Source organism: Spirosoma litoris, from assembly GCF_054776755.1.
Window position 1 is genome coordinate 180,233 of the sequence record NZ_BAAHBI010000002.1, and the last position, 23,709, is coordinate 203,941.

17 protein-coding genes are annotated in these 23,709 nt (G+C 49.1%); 7 read left to right on the forward strand and 10 right to left on the reverse strand.

The annotated features are described in order from the left end of the window. Nucleotides 1–5: 5 nt before the first annotated feature. Both ACYVGR_RS01575 and greA read right to left on the reverse strand, forming a co-directional pair. On the reverse strand, nucleotides 6–395 hold the full coding sequence (locus tag ACYVGR_RS01575) for an HIT family protein (protein ID WP_460953370.1): 390 nt from the start codon (nucleotides 393–395) through the stop codon (nucleotides 6–8). A gap of 100 nt (nucleotides 396–495) precedes the next feature. Beyond that, nucleotides 496–969, reverse strand: coding sequence for a transcription elongation factor GreA (greA, locus tag ACYVGR_RS01580; RefSeq protein WP_460953372.1), 474 nt, complete (start codon nucleotides 967–969; stop codon nucleotides 496–498). Between the two features lie 307 nt (nucleotides 970–1,276). Between greA and fmt the strand changes: the two genes are divergently transcribed. The 3 genes from fmt to ACYVGR_RS01595 all read left to right on the forward strand — a co-directional run bounded on the left by fmt (nucleotide 1,277) and on the right by ACYVGR_RS01595 (nucleotide 3,869). Next, complete coding sequence (fmt, locus tag ACYVGR_RS01585) at nucleotides 1,277–2,200, forward strand: methionyl-tRNA formyltransferase (protein WP_460953373.1); 924 nt, start codon at nucleotides 1,277–1,279, stop codon at nucleotides 2,198–2,200. 106 nt (nucleotides 2,201–2,306) lie between these two features. After that, the gene (locus ACYVGR_RS01590; RefSeq protein ID WP_460953375.1) at nucleotides 2,307–3,308 is read left to right on the forward strand and encodes a polysaccharide deacetylase family protein; all 1,002 of its coding nucleotides are present in this window, start codon (nucleotides 2,307–2,309) and stop codon (nucleotides 3,306–3,308) included. A 60-nt stretch (nucleotides 3,309–3,368) separates the two neighbouring features. Beyond that, on the forward strand, nucleotides 3,369–3,869 hold the full coding sequence (locus tag ACYVGR_RS01595; RefSeq protein WP_460953376.1) for a dihydrofolate reductase: 501 nt from the start codon (nucleotides 3,369–3,371) through the stop codon (nucleotides 3,867–3,869). Nucleotides 3,870–3,915: 46 nt separating this feature from the next. Here the strand turns inward: ACYVGR_RS01595 and ACYVGR_RS01600 are convergent, their stop codons facing one another. The 7 genes from ACYVGR_RS01600 to ACYVGR_RS01630 form a co-directional block, all read right to left on the reverse strand. After that, entirely contained in the window at nucleotides 3,916–4,845 is a 930-nt protein-coding gene (locus ACYVGR_RS01600; protein ID WP_460953378.1) for a sugar phosphate isomerase/epimerase family protein, read from the reverse strand. Between the two features lie 127 nt (nucleotides 4,846–4,972). After that, nucleotides 4,973–7,312 (reverse strand): glycoside hydrolase family 3 protein, encoded by a 2,340-nt coding sequence (locus tag ACYVGR_RS01605; protein WP_460953380.1) that lies wholly within the window; start codon nucleotides 7,310–7,312, stop codon nucleotides 4,973–4,975. Between the two features lie 142 nt (nucleotides 7,313–7,454). Then, on the reverse strand, nucleotides 7,455–8,996 hold the full coding sequence (locus ACYVGR_RS01610) for a carboxylesterase/lipase family protein (protein WP_460953381.1): 1,542 nt from the start codon (nucleotides 8,994–8,996) through the stop codon (nucleotides 7,455–7,457). A 63-nt stretch (nucleotides 8,997–9,059) separates the two neighbouring features. Beyond that, nucleotides 9,060–13,172, reverse strand: coding sequence for a glycosyl hydrolase (locus ACYVGR_RS01615; protein WP_460953383.1), 4,113 nt, complete (start codon nucleotides 13,170–13,172; stop codon nucleotides 9,060–9,062). Nucleotides 13,173–13,289: 117 nt separating this feature from the next. Continuing rightward, nucleotides 13,290–14,165 carry an alpha/beta hydrolase gene (locus ACYVGR_RS01620; protein ID WP_460953385.1) on the reverse strand — a complete coding sequence of 292 codons (876 nt, stop codon included), beginning with the start codon at nucleotides 14,163–14,165 and terminating at the stop codon, nucleotides 13,290–13,292. 208 nt (nucleotides 14,166–14,373) lie between these two features. Then, nucleotides 14,374–15,519, reverse strand: coding sequence for an esterase (locus ACYVGR_RS01625; protein ID WP_460953387.1), 1,146 nt, complete (start codon nucleotides 15,517–15,519; stop codon nucleotides 14,374–14,376). A gap of 66 nt (nucleotides 15,520–15,585) precedes the next feature. Further along, nucleotides 15,586–16,770, reverse strand: coding sequence for an esterase (locus ACYVGR_RS01630; RefSeq protein ID WP_460953389.1), 1,185 nt, complete (start codon nucleotides 16,768–16,770; stop codon nucleotides 15,586–15,588). A gap of 405 nt (nucleotides 16,771–17,175) precedes the next feature. Between ACYVGR_RS01630 and ACYVGR_RS01635 the strand changes: the two genes are divergently transcribed. Next, a complete protein-coding gene (locus tag ACYVGR_RS01635; protein WP_460953391.1) occupies nucleotides 17,176–17,478 on the forward strand; it encodes a DUF1330 domain-containing protein in 303 nt (100 codons plus the stop codon). 31 nt (nucleotides 17,479–17,509) lie between these two features. Here the strand turns inward: ACYVGR_RS01635 and ACYVGR_RS01640 are convergent, their stop codons facing one another. Continuing rightward, the gene (locus ACYVGR_RS01640; RefSeq protein WP_460953393.1) at nucleotides 17,510–18,538 is read right to left on the reverse strand and encodes a LacI family DNA-binding transcriptional regulator; all 1,029 of its coding nucleotides are present in this window, start codon (nucleotides 18,536–18,538) and stop codon (nucleotides 17,510–17,512) included. Nucleotides 18,539–18,817: 279 nt separating this feature from the next. Between ACYVGR_RS01640 and ACYVGR_RS01645 the strand changes: the two genes are divergently transcribed. The 3 genes from ACYVGR_RS01645 to uxaC all read left to right on the forward strand — a co-directional run bounded on the left by ACYVGR_RS01645 (nucleotide 18,818) and on the right by uxaC (nucleotide 23,623). After that, nucleotides 18,818–20,347, forward strand: a complete 1,530-nt coding sequence (locus ACYVGR_RS01645; protein WP_460953394.1) for a tagaturonate reductase — start codon at nucleotides 18,818–18,820, stop codon at nucleotides 20,345–20,347. Between the two features lie 99 nt (nucleotides 20,348–20,446). Beyond that, nucleotides 20,447–22,102 (forward strand): UxaA family hydrolase, encoded by a 1,656-nt coding sequence (locus tag ACYVGR_RS01650; RefSeq protein ID WP_460953396.1) that lies wholly within the window; start codon nucleotides 20,447–20,449, stop codon nucleotides 22,100–22,102. 90 nt (nucleotides 22,103–22,192) lie between these two features. After that, the gene (gene uxaC, locus ACYVGR_RS01655) at nucleotides 22,193–23,623 is read left to right on the forward strand and encodes a glucuronate isomerase (RefSeq protein ID WP_460953398.1); all 1,431 of its coding nucleotides are present in this window, start codon (nucleotides 22,193–22,195) and stop codon (nucleotides 23,621–23,623) included. Nucleotides 23,624–23,709 lie beyond the last annotated feature (86 nt).

Sequence of the window (23,709 nt, forward strand, 5' to 3'; positions counted from 1 at the left end):
ATTATTTATAAAAACGCTCGGACCTTTTCTGCCGTCTCGGCTAGTTCGGCTTGCGTTGGCTTTAGTTTATTGTGAAAATTCATATCCGCCATCGAGTTGAGCGGAATCAAGTGAACGTGTGCGTGAGGCACCTCCAGGCCAACAACAGCTACGCCAATGCGTTGGCAAGGAATGGCTTTTTCGATGGCGGGCGCAATCTTTTTGGCAAATGCCATCAGGCCCAGATACAACTCATCATCCAGGTCAAAAATATAATCGACCTCTTTCTTAGGAATGACTAACGTATGCCCCATAGCTGTAGGCATTACATCCAGAAAGGCAAGATAATCGTCGGTTTCAGCGATTTTGTGAGCAGGAATCTCACCAGCAACGATGCGAGAGAAAATGGAAGGCATAAGTCAATGATGAATTATAAATGATGAATTATGAATGTAAAATACACCGGCAACTTGGCAGAAAGCAACCTCATTCATCATTTATAATTCATCATTAAAATTACCGGGCTATCTCGATTACTTCAAACTCCAATACGCCAGCGGGTACTTTGATTTCGGCGGTCTCGCCAACACGTTTGCCCAGCAGACCTTTTCCAATGGGAGAACCTACTGAAATCCGACCCGATTTCAAATCGGCTTCTTCCTCAGAAACCAGCATGTAGGTCATTTCGGCACCGTTCTTCTTATTCTTGATCTTCACCTTCGATAAGATAGATACCTGCGAAGTATCAATCGTCGATTCGTCCAGAATCCGGGCATTGGACAGCACTTCTTCGAGCTTCGATATTTTCAGTTCGTGGAGACCTTGTGCATCTTTAGCAGCATCATATTCAGCATTTTCGCTAAGGTCACCTTTGTCGCGGGCTTCGGCAATCTGGCGGGCAATTGCGGTTCGCCCTTTCGTTTTCAGATCAACTAATTCAGCTTTCAGCCGGTTGAGTCCTTCTTCTGTGTAATATGAAATCTTTGCCATAATAAAATAATACGTACTCGTTATTCACATTGGGTTTGGTGTGCTCCGTAAAAACAAAAAGAACGGTACACCGACCGTTCTGCAACCAAATTGGTTTTCTTTGCAGACGCGTCAGGGATGCCGTCGGGTTTCCGAAGCAAACGGTTCAGGGTTATAAAAAATTGTTAGTCGCATAGGCTGAGCTATTTACCGGCCAATTACATACTGACGCATTTGGAGCAACGCATTAGTGATACAAAAATAGAAATACTTCCCGGCTATATCAACATATAGCCGCCAGGCTTAGCAAAAACTGATTAACTGATTCATGCCAAATCCGCTTCGTATTGTATTTATGGGTACGCCCGATTTCGCCGTTGCCAGCCTACATAGGCTCCTTGGTGCGGGCTGCCAGGTTGTTGCCGTTATCACCGCTCCCGACCGTCCATCAGGTCGTGGATTGCAGTTGACACCTTCACCGGTAAAGAAAGCTGCCGAAGCGGCCAATTTACCCGTTTTGCAACCCGAAAAGCTCCGTGATCCTGCATTTCTGGAACAATTAGCCAGTTATCAGGCCGACCTTCAAGTAGTGGTTGCCTTTCGAATGCTTCCCGAAGTTGTCTGGGCAATGCCTACTATTGGTACGTTTAATTTGCACGGATCGTTGCTGCCGCAGTATCGGGGAGCAGCTCCCATCAACTGGGCCATTATTAACGGCGAAACAGAAACGGGTGTTACGACCTTTTTTATTGAAAAAGAGATTGATACGGGGCAAATGATATTTCAGGATTACGAACCCATTTATCCCGATGACAACGCTGGATCGGTACACGACCGATTGATGGAACGGGGGGCCAATCTGGTGCTGAAAACCGTACATGCCATTGAGGCCGGAGAATACCCACGTACCCCCCAACCCGTCGCCAGCGACTTAAAGCCAGCCCCAAAACTGAGTCGGGAAACTACCGAGATCAACTGGAATCAATCGGCACATGCCATTCGCAATTTCGTGCGCGGCTTATCGCCTTATCCATCGGCCTGGACGTTGATCAATGGAAAAGTGTTCAAGCTCTACGACGTTTCTTTGGCCAACGAATCCCCTTTTGCGGCTGAACCGGGCGAAGCCTACACGGATAACAAAAAAACGATTTTGGTTCGGACTGCCGATGGCTGGTTACAGATTAACGCCCTCCAGGCCGAAGGCAAACGACGCATGACCGCTGAGGAGTTTTTGCGGGGGAATAAATTGTGATGTTGAATACAGAGTTAAAAAATAAACTCTGTGTTCTTTGTGCCTCTGTGTTCAAAATACTTTTTACTTTTCGGCTTATTCCTCAAGTACTCTAAACCTACCTTTTATGAAATTATTCCTTACTTGCTTATTGCTCTCAACCCTAACCCACTTCTCCGCCAACGCCCAAACCGAAACCTACGCAGAGAAACTTGGCTTTCCGAAAGGCAAAAAAGTCGTTATTTTCCACGTCGATGATGCGGGAATGAGCTATGATTCGAACATCGGAACGATAAACGCGATCGATAAAGGGATTGCCAATTCAACCAGTATCATGATGCCCTGTGGCTGGGTACCTCACTTTTTTGATTACCTCAAAAAACATCCAAACGTTGATGCAGGTGTTCACCTGACGCTAACGTCCGAATGGAAAAACTACCGCTGGTATCCACTGGTAGGTCGCGATAAAGCACCCGGTTTGTATGATGAGCAGGGAAGTTTCTGGCCCGAAGTAGCTCAGGTGGTTGCTCACGCATCAGCCGATGAAGTTGAAGCCGAGATTCGGGCACAACTAGCTCGTTACCGGTCGTTTGGGTTGCAACCAACACACATGGATTCGCACATGGGAACGCTTTTTGATCCTAAATTTATTAGAACTTATGCCAAGGTAGCCATCGAAGAAAAAATTCCGGTTCTCTTTCCGGCTGGCCACGCTTCCTTAATCTTCAAAGCCAACAAAGTACCAGAACCGATGCAGAAACTGGCACAGCAGGTAGGCAAGCAACTCTGGGACGCAGGCTTACCGGTTATGGATGATCTGGACGGTAGCATCACCAGCTATAACTTACCAAGCGCCACTGACGAAGCCTTACAGAAATTTAAAACGCAGAAATTCATCGACCTGCTCAATTCCGTAAAACCGGGTCTCACGTACATCATTATGCACTGCACATCCCCTACCCCTACATTTGACTTGATCAGTTCGTCGGGCCAAAGCCGTAAGGGTGATATGCTGGGCATGATGGACCCCGCCTTGAAGGCCTATGTCGAAAAAGAAGGCATCATCGTTACCACCTGGAAAGAGTTGATGGAACGGCGGAAAAATAAAGGCGAAAGAGCGAAAGAGTGAATGAGCAAGCTATATCACTCTTTCGCTCTTTCATTCTTTCGCTCATTCACTCATTAAAATATGAAAATCAGCCTTATCTCTGCTGTTGCCTCAAATGGTGTTATTGGTCGCGACAACGACATGCCATGGCATTTACCGGATGACTTCGCTTTTTTTAAGCGTAAAACCAGCCATCATCCCATTATTATGGGCCGAAAATCACTGGAAGCACTTGGCAAGCCTCTACCCAATCGAACTAACATTGTGATTACCCGCAACCCTGATTTTACTGCGACAGGGGTGACAGTTGTCCATACGCTTGAGGAAGCAATTGAATCGGCGAAAAAAGCCGACCGCGCAACCAATGAAATCTTCGTGATTGGCGGTGCTGAAATCTACGCAATGGCTCTTCCTATTGCCACAACGCTTTATCTAACTGAAATTCATCAGTCTTTCGAAGGCGACACCTATTTCCCTACCTTCGATAAAGCTGATTGGAAGGAAGTTAGCCGACGCCCACATCCAGTTGATGAGCGACACGCAGTCCCGTTTGATTTTGTAGAATATGAACGAGTAGGTTGATGATTTTCTGCGGTGTCAGCTTCTCAAAGCTGACACCTCTTCTGACTTATACTAACTTACTCCCCACGGATTCAAGTAAAGCCTTTGTTCGGCGAATTCCTTCGTCTTCGGCCATACCTTCGCCTTCAAATTCGACACCGATATAGCCTTTGAAACCTGAGGCTTTCACCAGTTTGAGCATGCGGGCGTAATCGATCTTCGTTTCCTGTCCTTGTGCGTTAAATCCGTAACTTTTGGCACTTACTCCACCTTTGGCGTAAGGCAACATTTCGGCCACGCCCTTATAGCGGTCGTATAGCTGATCGCAGTTTTTTTCTGAACTACCCCAATCATGCGACTGGCAGAAATTCCCGAAATCAGGCAAAAGGCCACAGTTGGGCTTGCCGACGGCTTTGGCAACCGAGGCCATCCAGCTTCCATCCGACGAATGCCCGCCGTGGTTTTCGGCTACGACATTGATACCCAACGGAGCAACCTTTTCCGCGAGTCGGCCCATACTTTCGATAGCCCGTTTCTGGACTTCGCTGGCAGAATCCTTGCTTTGTAAATTCACCCGAATTGTTTTACAACCTAAGGTTTTAGCGGCTTCGGCCCACGCATAATGACGGGCAATAGCGTCCGCTCGCTTAGCGGCATCAGCGTCAACTAAATTCCCCGCTGTATCGATCATAAGCAAGTGGTTCACAACGCCTTCATCTTTACTCCGTTTAAGCAGCTCTTTTAGATAAGCCGGTTCGTTCTTCACGAACTGATCAACGTACTCAACGGCCGTTATGCCGAAATCACGTCGGGCCCTGACAGGGAAATCAAGGGTAGTCGTTTCCTTTTTGAGCAATGCCCGATGTAGTGACCATTGCGCCAGGGAAATCTTGAAAAATAAAGGTTTGGGAGCCGCCAGCGAATCGATGGTTGGTAAGATCGGTAATGTAGCGAGGGCACCTAGCTGTCCCAGAAAATGACGACGGGTTGTATTCATTTTAGAATTGATAAAGCTGTTTGTGTTGTATCGCGGGCGGAAGCCCGTGTAGCCGAAGGCTAATATATGTAGCAATACTATAACTTAGCCTTCGGCTACACGGGCTTCCGCCCGCGATACATGACTATTACTTCAAACTCAAAACCGCTTGCTTATACTTCGCGGTTCGGGCATCCTGAATAACGCCTTTCCAGTTCAGGCCAAAGCCAAAGTCATAAACATGTCCTTCCGAATCGCGGTACGATGTCATGTCGCGAGGAACGTCTTCGGCTTGCGCTTCTACCGTTTTCATATCGGCAGGAAACTGCATGGGTAACAGGGCCGACGGTTCATGGACACCCGTCAGAATATCCATAAGCGCCTGATCCTGTACGCCAAAGTGCGCCAGAATTGCATTCGTTTGAGCTTCAAACTCCTTAACGACTGTTGGATTAGATACTTGTAAGGCTACAATCACGGGCTTGCCTTTCATCATAGCAACAGTTTCGGTAACCATGCCCAGATCAGTGGTATTGATTGTTTTAGCGGTTTTGCCGTTGTAGGTTCGGTTCGTGAATTTCTCCAGTGGATCGCCACCAGCGATACTTGGGTCACGGGCACCTTGAGCGGTATAGTCACCGTATTGCAGACTAACCGGAACATAGCCTGTGCCACCCGCTTTGGCATCGGGAATGCTGTAGCCTCCTCCTGAATCCGGACTGCGCATGAACACTAGTGCATAATCAGCTTCGGCGGGGTTATCGGTTACGTTAAAATATTTCTTTACGATGTTCAGGCTAACCGGGTATTCAAGTTTTTCGGGAATATCCATGCCCAGAAAATTACGACCTGCTGGTGTGAATTGCTTCGGGATATATACCGTTTTGCCCTTGGTCAATGGCAACGCTTTAGCTTTGTTTTTCAACATCACGACCGACTCTAGCTGCGCCTGATAACCCGCTTTCATGAATTCAGCCGTTCCTACCGATTTCTGCGACATCTGTGGGTCCAGGTAGGGATTTTCAAACAACCCAACCCGGAAAATATTCTTAAGCAATCGAACCGCCGATTGCTCAAATCTGGCCCGCATAAAGGCTTCACCGTGATCTTTAACACCCATTTTGTACGCTTCAATCACTGGTCCTGATTCGTTATTGCCGCCAAACTGGTCGACGCCATTCATCAGGATTTTATAGTGCCGTTGGGCTACCGACAGTTTTTCGACACCCCACGATTTCCCCGTCAGAAACACATCAACAGCCGTTTCATCGGCCGTAATGAGCCAATCAGTACAGACTACCCCATCGTATTTGTATTTGGTCCGGAGCAGGTCGTGGATGATGTATTTGTTATAGCTATTCCCTACGTTTTCGCCATACTTTTTATCCTGATCAAACGAGATTGTGTAGTAGGGCATTACGGCCGAAGCCATACCCGTTTTGCCACTCAACTTAAAGGCCCCGTTTATAAACGGCAGGAAATGTGTCTGGAAATTCTTGCCTGGATAAACGGCGTATTTACCGTAGCCATAGTGTGCATCACGTCCACCTTCGCCCGAACCACCACCGGGCCAGTGCTTCACCATGGCGTTCACGCTATGATAGCCCCATCCGCCCGTAATTTCGTTGGCACCGGTCGATGTTTGAAAGCCATCGACGTACGCACGGGCCATATCCGTTGCCAGTTTTGGATCTTCGCCAAACGTACCACTTACCCGATTCCAACGGGGGTCGGTCGCTAAATCAACCTGGGGTGAAAGGGCTGTAGCAATGCCTAATGACCGGTATTCCGTCGCAGCGATCTGCCCGAACCGTTGCACCAGTTCAGGCTTGAAGGTCGCGGCAAGCCCTAACGAACCCGGCCACATGGAAATGGCACCGCCTGCTCCGGCGTTAAACTCGGCGTCGGCGCGGGTACCATGCCGTGGGTCCGAACTACTGTTGATGGGAATGCCGAGGCCAAACCCTTCAACTAGCGCCTGGGCATTGTTGTTCCATTCGGCAGCGGCTTCGGGGCTTTGTACCGACGTGATCAGGACATGGCGCAGGTTGTCTTTCGTTAAAAACTCTCGTTGCTGGTCTGACAGGTCAGAAACTTTAGCGCCACTTTGAGCAAATATTTTTCCGTTATAGGTGCCCGCAAATGGTCCACCAGCCGCTGCCGGAATGGGCTGGTGTCTACTATACAACATCAACCCGGCAATCTGATCGACGGTCATTTGAGACGCCAGATCTTTAGCCCGAACATCGGCTGGTAGCCGCCAGTCTTCGTACTTATCTAGCTTACCGTTTTTGTTAAGGTCTTTAAAGGCAAAGCCTTTGTCGGTCAGCAATTTTACGCCCGAAGTAGAGGCATAACCCAGCGTTTGACCGCCCTTGTTCGCGACTTTCGTCCAACTTCCAGACTTGGTTTCAGTCCAGTTTTGGCCAAACGCGACGGCTGCCGAGAGTAGGCTTAAGGCGGTGATATAGATACTTTTCTTTCTCATGGTTGGTCAGTTATTAATCAAATATATTGGGCGTTTTTTGTCATTCCGACGCCAGGAGGAATCTCAAGCTTCGTATTAGTCAAGCTTGAGATTCCTCCTGACGTCGGAATGACAAAAAAATATTTATCTAGGCAATCTTTCGTTACTTCCCAACTCCATAATATTGCTCCCAAAACCCCAGCTGGGGTTTGGTGGGCAATGGGATATTATGAATTGTTATATCTAAAATTAACACGATTTCGATGCCAGGTGTATAAGCGATCCACTTCGGTAAATTTTCGCCGTTGGGATTACCCGTTTTAGCAAAATTCACCCAATACGACGACATCGCATCGGCAATTGCCAGATCGACAGGCTCCCACGGGCGGTTCAATGTATGCAGATTATTATAGGCATACACGATCTCACCCGAGTGAAATGCACCAAATTGTGATTCGGGTGTAGCGGCTGGTAATTTGCGGTTGAAATTGTAGACGTATACCGGCGACTTACCTGCTTTCGTCTGCATTTTAGCCCAGGTATAATCCTGAATACCAAACGATTCATCGCGACTACTCGCTATCTGCGAGGTTGCGGCTTCGCTATCAGTTTGAGCGGGATAAACTTTCAGGAAATCGTCGGCCTTATCGCCAAATCGCTTTTTAACCTGTTCCCGGAACACTTCGGCTTTGGCAGGAGGACCCGAAACGCGATCATCTGCATTCCAGCCGACAATCAACGGCACGTCGTTCTGATGCCCCTTTGCATAGATGTCATAAATGGATTCGGGAACAACATAGCCATCGACAATTGGAGCGCTCAAACCACCGTTAGCCTTCAGGATATCATCGGCCGATTTTGCCCGTAATTCAGCCAGTGAATTTGCACCGAGCGATTTCGCGAACAAAACACCCTGCTGTTCAGCGCCCTGCACTGTCAGCTTAGGACGAATTGGGCTTGCGACAAAACTACCTCCGCTTTCGGCAATAGCGCGCTGAAAAAGCCCTTTCGCCAAAGGTGATGCTGTCAGAAAATTAACCGCAAACGCACCCGCCGACTGCCCTGCCACGGTGACGTTTTGAGGATCGCCACCCAACGCGGCAATATTCTTCTGAACCCATTGAAGAGCCGCAATCATGTCCATCAATGCATAGTTACCCGATGCGCTATGCCCTGACTCCTGCGAGAGTTCAGGATGGGCCAGGAAACCGAAAACGCCGAGTCGATAATTGATATTGACAAACACGACGCCTTTCTTCGCCATTGCCTCTCCATCATAAATAGGGCACGCTCCTCCCCCACTCCGAAAACCACCGCCAGGGATATAAACAATCACGGGCCGTTTTTCAGTAGCCGATTTGGCCGCCGTCCAGACATTCAAATACAGGCAATCTTCGCTAATGGGTTCGGCAGGAATCAGAAATTCCGTCGACCAGTACATAAACGGCGCGGGTTTTCCTTGCATCGGACTTGGCCCAAACGCCTGACATTTCTTAACGCCAGTCCAACTGGCAACAGGCTGTGGTGCTTTCCAGCGAAGATTTCCGATGGGTGGCGCTGCAAAAGGAACTCCCTTAAAGATTCGGACATCGCCCGCTTTGTTAACGGTGCCTTCGATCTGGCCATTTGCGGTTTTAACAATGGTCGATTGACTGAAGGCCGTGCTGGAAAGGAGAGTTAGGAAAAGGAGGAAGGTATGTTTCATAAAAAGATTTTTAGATAGTATAAACTCATCAGCATCTACCTCATGATTACCCATTTTTTATCATCAACCAATCAATTTCAATTCTGCCACACGCAGCACAACCGGGCCAATCAGGCCCGATTCCAGCAAAGGCGAATCTTTATTATAGTGTTTCCAGGTCGTAAACGTCACTCGTCCGTTGGCAGGTTTAGGCTTGCCTTCTTTGTACCAACTGGGCAACTCTACGATAGCGCCATTGCTGAGGCTCGCAAATCCACCCGCTCCGCCACCGGGCGTAAACTTATCAGGATCAGGCAACTGCTCGTCGCCAATCAGGCGATTTGGCCAGAGGTTCGTCACCTTAATTTCCAGCTTGTTTGCCCCAACGTTCACGGCATCGGTGATATCGATTCGGTACGGACGTTTCCAGAGCGTACCCAAATCTTTGCCATTTACGACCACATTGGCAATCACTTCTACCTGACCCAAATCCAGAAATAACTGCTTCCCTTTCCCTTTTGCCGTAGCGGGTATAGTCAGTGTTTTAGCGTAGGTTGCTGTGCCCGAAAAATACTTTACACCATCCTGCGAATGTGTATTTAAGGGAATCAATTTAGGAAGCGTAATCTGTTCAGGAGCGCCCAGATTTGGCGGAAAACTCACCTGCCAGTCGCCGGTCAGTTCCGTTGGCGAATTGATTCCAGACACAGCTACGGTTGTAGCATGGCCCGACTTATCCTGCAATGAGTATTGTCCATTTTGCCAGAACAGCAGCGCCGATTTCCCATCCCGTGCCAACTCGACTTTGGGGAGTGAACTGGTCGGCGATTTTGGTTGAGCGGCTAATTGCCGGATGCGGTCATCGGTCAATACCTCTGGGAACAATTCGGGCTGAGTCATATCGCCATTATAAAACGAAGCTCCATCACTGAGCAACGCCTGTCCCAAGCCCGGATGTACAATACTTCCTCCACTTTTCCCTTCCTGGATCCGCTTACCATTTACAAATACTGATGGAACGCCTTCTTTGTAAACTAACGCCACATGACTCCAGCCAGAAATAGCCGTGGGAGCCGCCATTCGGAAAACAGGCTTACCAGTTGTCCGTTCCCATACCGCCACACCATTTCGGCCAATGGCAAGCCCGCAGGTCGCGTGCCCAGTTCCATATAAGTCGGTGCCTGCGTGTGGATAAATGGCGTAGTAGTCCGTCCAGGGGTCTTTCACATGCTGCATAAACCCAGTGGGTGAAAGCATGATGTTCAGCTCTGGCTTCGCCCAAAGGCTAATGGAGAAATTGTTCGTTACGTCTTTATATTGTTTGGGAGTCGATGTAGAAAAAGGCCTTGCACTCAGCAACGTTTCCTTGCCACTCACCACTGCCCGTATCTGTTTTTCCGAAGCGGGTGAACGAAATACAATGAATTGCGAACCTGCCGGATCGAACTGAATTGGTAATCGAGTTTCGCCCGGAAGGTTTTCGTAGATCGAGATCGGGCTTAGTTTACCAGTAGCTGCGTCCCAACATTCTGGTTGCTTTCCGCCCACGCGGAACGTACAAACGGTTTCTTCGTACATCCGGCGTTGATTGGCCAGAAAATACACGTGCGCATCACCAATACGTCGGTGTATCCACGTAATGGGCGCATCGCCGGAGCGGGACGCTACCACAACGTCGGGTTTTATAGCCAGTGTGTTGAGAACAGCTTGAATCGGTTGCCCCCAGAATACGCGCCCTTTACCCAGTCGGTTTTCGGTAACGGTCGTCCCGTTTATGCCCCCCCAGATTTCGGACGCTAGCTGGCTGAATTCAGTACTTCCGTTAGTCTGTCCACGGAGGCCTAGTGAGGTAGATGGCTTGGCACCAATCAGCACTAAACCACTGTTAACCAGCCCCCGCAGCTTACGCAACAGTTCCAGACTTAGCGCTTTATGGTCCTGAAGTACCAGAACCCGGTAGCTCATGCCATCGGGCAGGCTAAGGTTTCCGTTTTCGATTTTGGCTTTTCTGACAAGCGTCTCGCCGTTGATCAGATCATAATCATAACCCTGTGCGGGTGGCGTCGGCGTCAGTTCGTGCGGTTCAACTTTTGTATATTCATTGCCTTCTTCTCCCGTGAAGTAGGCCAGGTCGGCCACAAAAAGGCCCTGCTGCAACAAACTCTGACAACGCGCCAGGTAATCGAGCCACGCCCGGCCCTGTTTCCACCAGGTTGTGGTTCGGTCGAAGTGAATACCCCAGGGGCCCATTGTCATACCGGGTAAGGCGGTTGGGTGTGGCTGGTGGGCGTATCGGTGAAAAATAATTCGGTTTAAACCCTGCGTAAACATCTTGTCGCCCAGGGCTTTCATGGCAAACGGGTACTCCTGCCAGCGCGATGATTCCGGCTCACCCGTGAAGGCTTCGGCCCCTACAACTTGCGGATTAGCGGGCGTGCCTCCTCCTGTCTGTTTGCCATTAGTATGTGCAATGGAAGCTGCCAGTTTGGTTGTCCGGTGCATGGTCAGGTTGTTCTGAAACAGCGACGACAGACCATTCCAGAATTCACCCATGTTCACATCGACGCGCGCACCAATCTGCATTTCCTCCATTGGCCCACGGTCGTACGGTTCGGCATAGGCAACGATTCCTTGTTGGTGGCACAACTCCCGGAATCGTCCGTAATAGTTGTCGGCCATCAAATCAGCTTGTGTTCGACGGAAATCCCACAGGAACCGCTCTGTAGTATCGATCGTATCAACCAAACGACCGGTTAATGTTGGCAGATACTTGAGCAGTGAATAGCCGTTGCGTCTCCTGAATTCTTCAGCAAACTGCGGTGTCCAGTTCTGCATACCCACCTCATAGCTGTCGATAAGCAGGCCAACTTTCCCTTTCTGGGTCAATGGTTTTAACGTGGGCAGCAGATTTTCCATCATTTTATTAAAATGAAAATCGATGGCCGCCTGACTGTATTTATCACATTCCAGCCCGATGCCCGTATCGGGTGCCGAACGATTCAACTCGCCGTTGGGCGTATAACCTAGTCGCAGAATTGTCCAGTTACCTGCTGGGGCATTCCAAGTAAGTAACCCATCTTTATTCATGAATGACGAGACATCGACAATCGAAGACAGGTTGATGGCTGCTTTGTCAGCTCCCTCCTGATCGTTCGACACGCCCATCACGCCAAAGTCCTTGTTGGTTTTCTTCTGCCAATCGGCTAGTCGAGCTGTTCCCGAAAAACTGAGTTGTGCAAACTGTCGGGCACCCGGCGATATGATCCGAAAATACTTTGCTTTCACGGGCGCAAATTCTGCCAGGCTATGGGCGTAATCGGCCGAGCGGCCCGCGCTGCCAGTTAGTACTTTTCGAAACTGAGTACCATCATCTGACGCTTCAAGGGTCAGTTGTGGCCCACCTCCAAAACCGCCACCACCGCCTGTCTGTTTACCCACTGACTTACTCAGAAAGCTAATTGATCGGGCTTCATACGGCTGTTTGAACTCAATAAGTAAATACGCTGGCTGCCCTTCGGCGGCTGGTTGTACCGTTACGCCTTCTGACCCGGCTAATGCACCGGGTGTACTGGAATTCGTGCCCCCACTGGCTGTAACCGTGTTGACCAAGGCTTCCAGCGATCCCTCTCCAGGTAACGATGGAAAGGCCAGAACGGCAACATCCCGGTAATAATCCAGCTTGCTAAGCGGTTGGGGCAGTTTGAGCGTTACTGGTTGACCACCTGTTGCGTAGGCTTCGCTCCAGGTAATCTCCTGCATGGCCAATTCGGGGGTAATCCACGGCCCACCGCTCGACGACCAGCCGGGGCAGTTGTGCATCGTAAACTCCAGTCCCAACCGATCGGCCTCCTTCATGGCATGCTGTTTCAGGCTGAGCCATTCGGGACTTAAATACACAACCGGGCCTTTGGGAATACCGGTACCTGCATCGAAATTCTGAAACCCACCAATCCCAATTTGCTGCATCGCTTCCAGATCGCGGGTGATGCCATCGGCTGTTACGTTGCCGTTCATCCAGTGCCACCAGACCTGCGCCCGTGCCGACATCGGTGGATTTACGAACGCGTCGACAAAGGCTTTGGCGGCTTTTACATCTGAGACAGCTGATTTAGCAGCAACCTGAATAACTCCCGATGGCGTAACCAACGCTACGATACCAGCGGCAGAGGTGTTTTTCAGAAATGTACGTCTTCTCATTTAAGTAATAGCAACTAGGCGGTGGGTAATGGATAATGTAAAATGAACCGCATGGCCGACCCCGAATAAATAGTCAGGACACCTTCCATGATGCATTATTCATTACCCATTCATTTACTAAGGCGTCAATGCGCCATTTCCTTTCAGGATTTTACTAAAAAACAGGACGTGGAAAGGTAGTGAGTTCTCCCAATATTCCCAGGTATGGCCGCCAGGATGTTCGGTGTAATCGTGTGGTGTCTGATTATACACCAACCGGCGATGCAACTCCCGATTCGGCTCAATCAGGAAATCATCAACACCACAATCAATGATCAGCGGCAAGCCATTCGCTTTTATCTTATCGGCCATGTTGACCACTGAATTCAACGCGTACAGGTCTGGCGTTGAGCCAACGGGACCCAAAATCCGGGCAAATTCAGGGGCAATTTGTTTGGCAAACTCAGGGGTTATTTTCCAATGGGTTGCACTCAGGTCCAATGCGCCACTCATGCTGCCAGCCGCACAGTACAACTCCGGGTGACGGGTTGATAGGTATAGGGCGCCATGTCCACCCATACTCAGGCCCGTTATAACCCGCCCTTTCCGGTCGCGGATTGTCCGATAGGTCTTATCAATCTTCTCGATGACCTCCTTGGTGATGTAGGTCTCAAACAGATTGTCTTTCTGAATTGGGCTGTCTAAATAGCCACTTAACGGCTCTCCTTCTGGCGTCACGATAATCAGGTTGTACTGATCGGCCAGATTATGCAACAGCATTTTGTCGGGTGTTTTGGCCAGCCAGTCGCTGAATTTACCTCCGCCACCATGTAGCAGATACAGCACAGGATAGGCCGACTTGCTTTTGGCGTAGGAGTTAGGAAGAATGATACCAGCCCCCAGGTTCTTCTGCATAGCTGCCGATGGAATGTCCAGCGTATCGACTTTGGCCGCGAATGAAAAGGCAGATACGTTTAGGAAGGTAAAGAAGAGAAAGAGTCGAATTAAGTTCATCCAGTTGAAGTGGTTAATGGTAATGGTATAACATAGTTGCATAGCAACGAAAGCAATCAGGTCGAACTAAATTGAAGTATATCTCGTGTGACCCCGATGGGGTCAGATGTTTATAGAGATAATTGCCTTTCCATAGACTTTTGACCCCATCGGGGTCACACAAGATAATCTAAACTTGCGTAGCCGAATAACTCAAATTGTCTTTCGCCTACTTAAACAGCATTGGCGTATATTCATTGAGGTACTGGCGCCAGTTAACCCAGGTGTGGCCACCCGATGTTTCTTTGTACTGGTATTTGATGTTATGCTTGTCGAGCATGGCTAACGTTTTCTTGTTGGCCTCCATCACAAAATCATCTTTACCAATGGCTACCCAGAACAGTTTTTTGCCTTTGTTGAACGAAGGATCGTTCAGGACCTTGGCATATTTCGTATCGGCTTCGTCGGCGGTTGCGCCAAAGAAGCCCGAACTGAATACACCTACATAATTAAACAATTCGGGGCGTGTCAGGGTAACGTCCAGCGTTTGGAAGCCACCCATCGACAGACCAGCAATCGCTCTGCTTTCGGGCGTAATTAATGTACGGTAGCTTTTCTCAACGGTAGGCATTACGTCTTTCAGTAATTCGCTGGAGAACAAATCCCGCATGCGATTCATCGTATTCGCATCGGGCATACCTGTTTGTGGAGGTAATGGCATACTCCCGTTTGGCATTACAACGATCATCGGTTTCGCTTTCCCGGCTGCAATCAGATTGTCCAGAATAAAACCCGACCGCCCAATGGTATTCCAGCCCGAATCGTCATCACCACCGCCGTGCAGCAGATAAAATACGGGGTATTTCGTTGTTCCTTTTTCATAACCTGGTGGGGTATACACATGCATCCGACGCATCATACCCAAGGTGTTCGATGAATACCAAACTTCCCGTACTTCGCCGTGAGGCACTGCTTTATTATCTTCAAAAGCGGTTTCCGGGCCAGTGAGCGCCATCATGTTTTCTAAACTGCTGATGCCCTGTTTGATCACCGGATTCTTGGGGTCCATCGTCCGCACGCCATCTACCATCAGCGTGTACGAATAATAATCGGGTTTCAGTGGCCCAATCAACACCGACCATACCCCCTGATCGTTTTTGGTCAGGCTAAGTGGTTTTGGGCTGGACAGGAAGTCCCCGCCTATCGTTACTTCGCTCGCTTTGGGAGCGTAAATCTGAATCATCACTCGTTTGTCGTCCAGCACCTTGGGCGACTTTAAGGTATCGTTTGGCGTTTTCTGAGCCATTTGAGCCATTGCGCCTATCGATAAACAAGTAGTGCAAAGCGCCAGCAAAATACTGCGTGTGTTTTTCATAGGGTATAGAATTGGTTTTAAAGACTGATAGATGCGATGGTGCGAGGCTCGCGCCATAACACTTTACTATTTCCGCCAGAGGCTTGGCAGTAATTTATAATACAGCAAATGCCGCCAGGTTCCCCAATCGTGGGCACCTTCTCCACCGACATAATACTCATGCTTGACGTTGTGTTTCTGCAAAGCCTCGTGCAGGGCCACGGCCCGTTTGCCAATGGTCTCTACTTCGCCCGTGCCCTGCCCAACTAGTAAGTAATCTACTTTCTGATTAGCTGCCGGATCGTTCAATAAGGCCGCACTCACTTTCTCCGTTTCCAGATCACCCGCGCTCAAAACACCGAACGAACTGAACAAATCGAGGTTTTTAAGCCCCACCAACTGCGTGTGTCGTCCGCCCATCGATAGGCCCGCCAACGCACGTCCTTTCCGGTCGGCACGAGTACTGTAGGTCTTGTCGACAAAGGGAATAATCTGCTTTTTTAGCTCCTCTTCGAACAACGGAAAGGTTTTCTCCGTATGATTCGGGTCGGTGCGGTGAACAACCTGATTGTTGGGCATCGCAATCAGCATAGGAACCATTTTACCCTCGGCAATCAGGTTATCTGCGATGAAATTAGCTCGCCCATCGAGCGCCCAACCTGATGCCAGTTCACCACTACCACCGACCAGATACAGAACTGGGTATTTCTTTTTGGGTGAATAACCTGGTGGCGTGTAGACATAGATTTCTCGTTCTCCATTCAGCACATCAGAATGGTAAATATGCCGCGTGACAGCACCGTGTGGTACCGGTTTGGCATCGTAATAGGCCGGACCATCGCCCTGAACGACCAGATTGCTATAGCCCGGTTGGTCGTTGAAACCAGTCAGGGTATTGTTGGGATCAACAACCTGAACGCCGTCGATGATAAATTTATAGACGTAGATATCTGGCTTGACTGGCCCAACGGTTAGCGTCCAAAGACCGTCGTCACCTTTTTGAAACGGAATAGGATCTTTCGCTTTCAACGCTAGCAACATCGGCCCACCCGTTAGCATCACCTGCTTCGCATCGGGCGCTTTGAGCCGAAACGTTACGGTATGATCATCGCGAACTTCGGGGGAGATGACGGTAGCGCCAAACGGAATCAGATTCTGGGTATTTTTTTGCGGATTCCAGTCCAGATTAACGTGCGCCTGCTGGGCCGTCGTGTAGTGGCTCCCTGCCATCAAAAGGGCAGCAAGCAGATAGTTGACTCGGTTCGTAGTCATTGTTGTTCCTTTGCGTCAAAAGTACGTAAAGAATTTTAGCACCTATAAGCGTACGAAGATTTTTTTGCAGCTTTTCAGGATAGACGAATAGCCACTTGCCCTGTCTCTTTCCTAAACCCACTAAAAACACTGGTGCTTTGGCAAAATAGATTCTAACTGTTTCTATAGATTCTCCCGATTGCTATTGTACTGATAATCAGAAACGATAGAATCAACCGCGCGGGCGGCCCCGAGAATCTATAGAATCTAAATTGGACGAGCACTAACTGGCCTGGCGAAAAGTAACCTCACCGACGATTAGTGAAAAACACGTTGCTGAGAGTCTGGCATAAATCAATAAATTTATGATTATGTCCCTGTTAGCGAATCCGTTAATCAACGAGAAAAATTAGCTCAATCCCTCTCATGCTTTACATCACGCAATTAATTTTCATCAAGGAAGGCCAGGAGCAGGTGTTTCATCAGTTTGAAGACATTGCCATTCCCACCATCGCCAAATACAACGGTCGGCTCTTGCTAAGAATGCGGCCATCAGACGACGCGTTTATCGAGCATCACATCGACAAACCCTACGAAATTCACCTCGTCGAATTTGATGCCGAGCAGGATTTTCAAAACTTCATGCAGGACGAGGAACGAAAGAAGTTTCTACACCTTAAAGAGCAGTCCATTAAAACATCAATTCTGATTAAAGGGACGAAGTTATAATAGCGCCAATCAGAATTCGGCCCTCACAAAGTCACTCACCCACCCTTAGTCCAACAGGTTGCGACGACTCGCGGATAATCATCCGGGTTGGAATCCGAAGCATGTTGGGTTGCGCTGCTTTTTGTTTCCCTTCAATCTGATCGATAAGTAGTTCGGCAGCAGTCTGACCAATTTCAAGGGCGGGCTGCTCAACGGTACTCATGGGTGGAGCCAGTAAATCGGCTACGGGTGTATTCGTAAACCCAATCAGCGAAACGTCTTCAGGAATAGACACATTTCGTTTTTTTAAGGCAGCCAGACAACCCAACGCCAGACGGTCGCCAGCCGCAAAGAAGGCATCGGGCGACTGATCCAATAAATCGTTTACAACGGGTTCTACATTGTTCTGGCCAAATTCAGAATACCGAATCAGGTTTTCGTCATAGGGCAATCCATACTTTTCAAGGGCAGCCCGATAGCCCGCCAATCGCTCCTGCGTGATGGAGATATACGACGGGATGGTTAGGTGTGCGATGCGCCGACGACCCGACTGAATTAAGTGCTCCGTTGCGGCAAAAGCACCCGTAAAATTATCGGCGGTTACGGCCAGTGATTTAAGGTCTTTGGATACGCGATCGAAGAGGACGATAGGCAGTTTTCGCTCCTGCAAAGCGCGTAGATGCGATACATCCGACGTACTTCCCGACAAAGAAATAAGCAAGCCGTCTGCTTTTCGGGCAACTGCCTGCTGCACGGTCAACAACTCCCGCTCGTAGGACTCGTGGCTTTGAAAAATGATAACCTGATACCCTCGACTATAGGCAACAGCATCAATGCCATTGATGGCCTGTGAAAAATAATTATTGGCAATTTGGGGAACGATAACGCCAATAACCCGGCTTCGATTCTCTTTTAAACTAAGTGCAATAGGATTTGGCTGATAGTTGAAGCGTTCGGCGTACTCGACTACCAAACGTTTGGTCTCTGAATTAATTTCATAACTACCCCGCAAGGCCCGCGAGACCGTCGAGGTTGACAGATTTAAGGCCCGCGCAATATCTTTTATGGTAATCGTCTCCAAAGCAACATATTGGTAAAATACAAAAACAGCGGCAATCCGTCAGGCGCTATGAGTATAAGTGTCGAGCCCTGGTCAACTACTCGTTTTACGGCTTTCCAGTAATATACCCAGAACTCGGCAACGTTCCCGATAACGTTTGCGTGAATAAATATCCCGAAAAGTTTCTACTTAACAAATAGCCTGCTTAACCTTAGGAAAGCAAGTAGCTAAGCCGTACATCTAATAGCTCACCTGGTTTCCATAAAAAAGACAATTTTTCGATCTATCATATCCGGTATTATGAATTCCTTATCCCTACAGTTGCTACCGCTGCTTCAATCCAGCACCGATGTCAGTCTTCCAACTGATCAACTCCTGCATTTACCTGAGCGCGTATTGCAATTTGGAACAGGAGTTCTGTTGCGCGGTTTACCCGATTATTTGATCGACAAAGCGAATCGTCAGGGCATTTTCAATGGGCGAATTGTAGTCGTAAAATCAACGGACGGGGGTGATATGTCGGCCTTTGCCCGGCAGGATAATTTATATACGCTCTGCATTCGGGGTATTGAAAATAAGAAACTCGTTGAAGAAAATGTCGTTTGTTCGGCCATTAGCCGCGTGTTATCGGCCAAACAGCAGTGGGATGAAATTCTACAGGTGGCTACCAGCCCTGACTTACAGATCGTGATTTCCAATACGACCGAGGTTGGTATTCAGTTGGTTCAGGACGACATTCGGCAATCGTCGCCGGAATCGTTTCCGGGCAAATTACTGGCCGTTTTGTATGCCCGCTATCAGGCATTTAACGGCGACCCAACCAAAGGATTAGTCATCGTCCCTACTGAACTCATTCCGAATAATGGCACCAAACTAGCCGCTATTTTACTGAAACTAGCAAATCAGAATGGACTGGAAGAAGCATTTATTCATTGGCTCACCACAGCTAATACCTGCTGCAATTCGCTGGTTGATCGCATTGTGCCCGGCCGACCAGATGCGTCGACCTATACTGCGATTAGTGAACAACTTGATTATCAGGATGAGTTGTTAACCGTTTCGGAAGTGTACCGACTCTGGGCTATCGAGGGTGATGAGCACGTACAAGAGGTGCTATCGTTCCATCAGGCCGACGAGAATATTTTTATCCGGCCTAACATCGATCAGTTCCGCGAACTGAAATTACGACTGCTCAACGGCACACACACATTAAGCTGTGGACTGGCTTATCTGAGTGGCTTCGAAACGGTTCGGGAAGCGATGGCCGATGAAGTATTATCTGCCTTTATTAGCAGTGTCATGCTGGCCGAACTGATTCCGGGTATCCCCTACGCTGTCGACGATAAAATTGCTCAACGTTTTGGCTTCCATGTACTCGATCGCTTCCGTAACCCATTCATTGAACATCGTTGGATAGCCATCACCATGCAATATTCGGCGAAGATGCAGATGCGGAACATTCCAACGTTGCTTCACTATTACAAGCAGTTGAACGTTACGCCCCGCTACATTGCCTTAGGCTTTGCCGCCTATCTGCTGTTTATGCGGGCTACCTCGCAACAGGATGGCGTGTGGTATGGCGAACGTGATGGACAAAAATACCCAATTCAGGACGCACAGGCTGGCTATTTTGCTGACTTGTGGGCGCGCCTGAATCCGCAGGACTTAACTAGTACGGTGCTACAAAATACCGACTTATGGGACTCAGATTTAACGCAGTTACCGGGCTTTGCCGATTCAGTGGCGAATCATTTAACGCAAATGGCCAACTCAAGTGTATTAGCGACGGTGGCTACCCATTTCGATCACATTGAAACCGTAACAAAATGAAAATAGCCCGTTGATTGTTATGATCAGTATGATTAAGGGATGAGTTACATCGTAATGAGTCTTAAACAATCATAAAAATCTGCGTCCTATAAGATCAAAATGAAACAGAACGTTTTAAAAATACACCCTAACGACTCCGTGCTCGTTGCGCTTACCGATTTAGAACCGGGCGAACGAGTGCAAAACGATGGCAACTCTTTAATCGTTACGGAAGCAATTCCGGCCAAACATAAACTAGCCATTCAGGCGTTTGAGCCCGGCGACTCCATCACTATGTACGGTGTACTCGTTGGGAAAGCTAAACACGCTATTCCTGCCGGAGGTCGACTCACGACGTTCAACGTACAGCATGCGACCAATAGCTACGACCTTCATGCGACTGCGTATCAATGGACAGCGCCAGCCGTTGATCAGTGGCAGAACCAGACGTTCATGGGCTATCATCGTTCTGACGGAAGCGTAGGAACGGGCAACTATTGGCTCGTGATTCCGCTGGTTTTCTGCGAAAATCGGAACATTCAGGTGCTGGAAGATGCCTTAGTTAACGACCTCGGTTATGGCCGCAAGAAAACCTATCAGCGGCAAACGGAAGAATTGAAGGCGCTGGTTCAGGCCGGTCGTACTGTTGAAGAGGTGCTACAAGCCGATTTACAAACCGCAGAACAGTCGCTCAATGGTCAATTACGGCTCTTCCCTAACGTCGACGGTGTAAAATTCCTCATACACGATGGCGGTTGCGGAGGCACCCGGCAAGATGCCCAGGCGCTCTGTGGTATGCTAGCCGGATACGTCACTCACCCCAATGTAGCCGGTGCAACCATCCTCAGCCTGGGCTGCCAGAATGCGCAGGTGAGCATGTTGCAGGAAGAAATTCAGAAGCGGAGTCCCCAGTTCGACAAGCCTTTCTTTGTTCTTGAACAACAGACTATTGGCACCGAAGAATCGCTGATTAGTCAGGCACTCCGGCAGACATTCGCCGGGCTCATGCAGGCCAATACAGCTGTCCGAAAACCAGCTCCGCTGAGCAAACTGGTCATTGGACTGGAATGTGGTGGATCAGATGGTTTTTCGGGAATTTCGGCTAACCCTGCGGTGGGTCACGCTTCCGATTTGATGGTTGCATTGGGAGGAACGGTTATCCTATCAGAATTCCCTGAACTTTGCGGAGTTGAGCAGGAACTGTGCGACCGAGCTGTTGATGCCGAAACCGCCAGTCGTTTCCGCGAACTGATGAACACCTACGCTCAACGAGCCCAGGAAGTAGGATCAGGTTTCGATATGAACCCATCGCCGGGAAACATCCGCGACGGTCTGATTACCGATGCTATGAAATCGGCGGGAGCATCTAAAAAAGGCGGTAGTTCACCCGTAGTGGCCGTGCTCGATTACCCCGAACCCGTTCGCAAACCTGGACTCAATTTACTCTGCACACCCGGCAACGATGTCGAATCGACCACAGCCGAGGTGGCTTCGGGCGCAACGGTCGTGCTATTTACAACGGGACTTGGTACGCCAACGGGAAATCCAATCACCCCCGTCATTAAAATAGCCAGCAATACCGCTTTAGCTAACCGAATGCCCGATATTATTGACATCAATACAGGTACTATCATTGATGGCGACGAAACCATTCAGCAGGCTGGCGAGCGCATTCTGGAACACATTATCCGTGTAGCTAGTGGTGATCTGGAAATAGCCGCCGTCCGTCACGGTCAGGATGATTTCATACCCTGGAAACGGGGGGTATCGTTATAAAGAGTGCAAGAGCGAAAGAGTGAATGAGTGTTTAACTAGTCTCCTTTCTCTTTTCGCTCTTTCGCTCATTCACTCTTTCGCTCTTTACACATGAAAAAGCCCTTTCTAAACGAAAACTTCTTGCTGCAAACCGAAACAGCGCAGCAGCTTTATCACGAGTTTGCCAAGCCGATGCCCATCATCGACTATCACTGCCATCTTCCACCCGATCAGATTGCGGAGAATAAGCAGTTTGAGAACCTGACGCAAATCTGGCTCTACGGCGACCATTACAAATGGCGGGCGATGCGGGCGAATGGGGTCGATGAAAGCTATTGCACAGGGAATCAGCCTGATTTTGCCAAGTTTCAGAAATGGGCAGAAACCGTGCCGTATACCCTCCGAAACCCGCTCTATCACTGGACGCACCTAGAATTACAACGATATTTTGGGATCACTGAAACTCTCAACGGCAAAAGTGCCCGACGGATTTATGACGCCTGCACCGAACAACTACAGTCGCCGGATTTCTCGGTTCGGAATCTGCTACGCCGGATGAACGTTGAAACCGTTTGTACAACCGACGATCCCGTCGATTCATTGGAAAACCACCAAAAACTGGCCGACGAAGGCTTCGAGATTGGTGTTCTGCCAACCTTCCGGCCCGACAAAGCCATGGCTGTTGACGATACGGCAGCATTCAACCAATACGTGGGCCGATTAGAAGCCGCCAGCAACCTATCGATCACCAACTTCGCTGACTTCCTGGCTGCCCTGCGCCAACGGCACGACTACTTTGCCGCAATGGGTTGCAAACTCTCCGATCATGGTCTGGAACAGATTTACGCGGAAGATTATTCCGACGGCGAGATAAGCATTATTTTCGACAAAATTCGCTCGGGAGATGATCTGACCCAGTTAGAAGTCCTGAAGTTTAAATCGGCTATGCTGGTGTATCTGGCCGAGCTAGATTGGGAAAAGGGCTGGACACAACAGTTTCACCTGGGCGCTCTCCGAAACAACAATAGCCGGATGCTTCGGCAGCTTGGTCCCGATACGGGTTGGGACAGCATCGGCGATTTTGCGCAGGCACGTGCCCTCTCCCGTTTCCTTGATCGGCTCGATACCAACGACAAATTGGCCAAGACAATTTTGTACAACCTCAACCCCAACGATAACGAACTTATTGCCACCATGATTGGTAACTTTAATGATGGGTCGGTGGCAGGAAAAGTACAATTTGGCTCTGGCTGGTGGTTTTTGGACCAGAAAGAGGGTATGGAACGTCAAATAAATGCTCTTTCCAATATGGGTCTGCTCAGCCGGTTTGTTGGTATGCTCACCGATTCACGTTCGTTCCTGTCGTACCCACGGCACGAGTATTTCCGCCGGATTCTGTGCAACATGCTCGGCAACGACATTGAAAACGGCGAACTCCCCGACGACATGGACTGGACCGGCCAAGTTGTACAGAACATCTGCTATGGCAACGCCAAAACTTACTTTGGGTTCAGCAATAAGCCAATGTCGCTGGCGGTTTGAGTAGATTCTAGGTACGAGTGGTGTCAGGTTCTCAAACCTGACACTGAGCGATTTCGGGGACGCCAGTCCGCCCAAAATCGTCTGAA

Bases quoted from the DNA above. Each gene is read 5' to 3' on its own strand.
- ACYVGR_RS01600 (WP_460953378.1), bottom strand. From the start codon at position 4,845: ATGAATACAACCCGTCGTCATTTTCTGGGACAGCTAGGTGCCCTCGCT.
- ACYVGR_RS01610 (WP_460953381.1), bottom strand. From the start codon at position 8,996: ATGAAACATACCTTCCTCCTTTTCCTAACTCTCCTTTCCAGCACGGCC.
- greA (WP_460953372.1), bottom strand. From the start codon at position 969: ATGGCAAAGATTTCATATTACACAGAAGAAGGACTCAACCGGCTGAAA.
- ACYVGR_RS01650 (WP_460953396.1), top strand. From the start codon at position 20,447: ATGAAACAGAACGTTTTAAAAATACACCCTAACGACTCCGTGCTCGTT.
- uxaC (WP_460953398.1), top strand. From the start codon at position 22,193: ATGAAAAAGCCCTTTCTAAACGAAAACTTCTTGCTGCAAACCGAAACA.
- fmt (WP_460953373.1), top strand. From the start codon at position 1,277: ATGCCAAATCCGCTTCGTATTGTATTTATGGGTACGCCCGATTTCGCC.
- ACYVGR_RS01645 (WP_460953394.1), top strand. From the start codon at position 18,818: ATGAATTCCTTATCCCTACAGTTGCTACCGCTGCTTCAATCCAGCACC.
- ACYVGR_RS01590 (WP_460953375.1), top strand. From the start codon at position 2,307: ATGAAATTATTCCTTACTTGCTTATTGCTCTCAACCCTAACCCACTTC.
- ACYVGR_RS01630 (WP_460953389.1), bottom strand. From the start codon at position 16,770: ATGACTACGAACCGAGTCAACTATCTGCTTGCTGCCCTTTTGATGGCA.
- ACYVGR_RS01575 (WP_460953370.1), bottom strand. From the start codon at position 395: ATGCCTTCCATTTTCTCTCGCATCGTTGCTGGTGAGATTCCTGCTCAC.
- ACYVGR_RS01605 (WP_460953380.1), bottom strand. From the start codon at position 7,312: ATGAGAAAGAAAAGTATCTATATCACCGCCTTAAGCCTACTCTCGGCA.
- ACYVGR_RS01595 (WP_460953376.1), top strand. From the start codon at position 3,369: ATGAAAATCAGCCTTATCTCTGCTGTTGCCTCAAATGGTGTTATTGGT.
- ACYVGR_RS01625 (WP_460953387.1), bottom strand. From the start codon at position 15,519: ATGAAAAACACACGCAGTATTTTGCTGGCGCTTTGCACTACTTGTTTA.
- ACYVGR_RS01615 (WP_460953383.1), bottom strand. From the start codon at position 13,172: ATGAGAAGACGTACATTTCTGAAAAACACCTCTGCCGCTGGTATCGTA.
- ACYVGR_RS01635 (WP_460953391.1), top strand. From the start codon at position 17,176: ATGCTTTACATCACGCAATTAATTTTCATCAAGGAAGGCCAGGAGCAG.
- ACYVGR_RS01620 (WP_460953385.1), bottom strand. From the start codon at position 14,165: ATGAACTTAATTCGACTCTTTCTCTTCTTTACCTTCCTAAACGTATCT.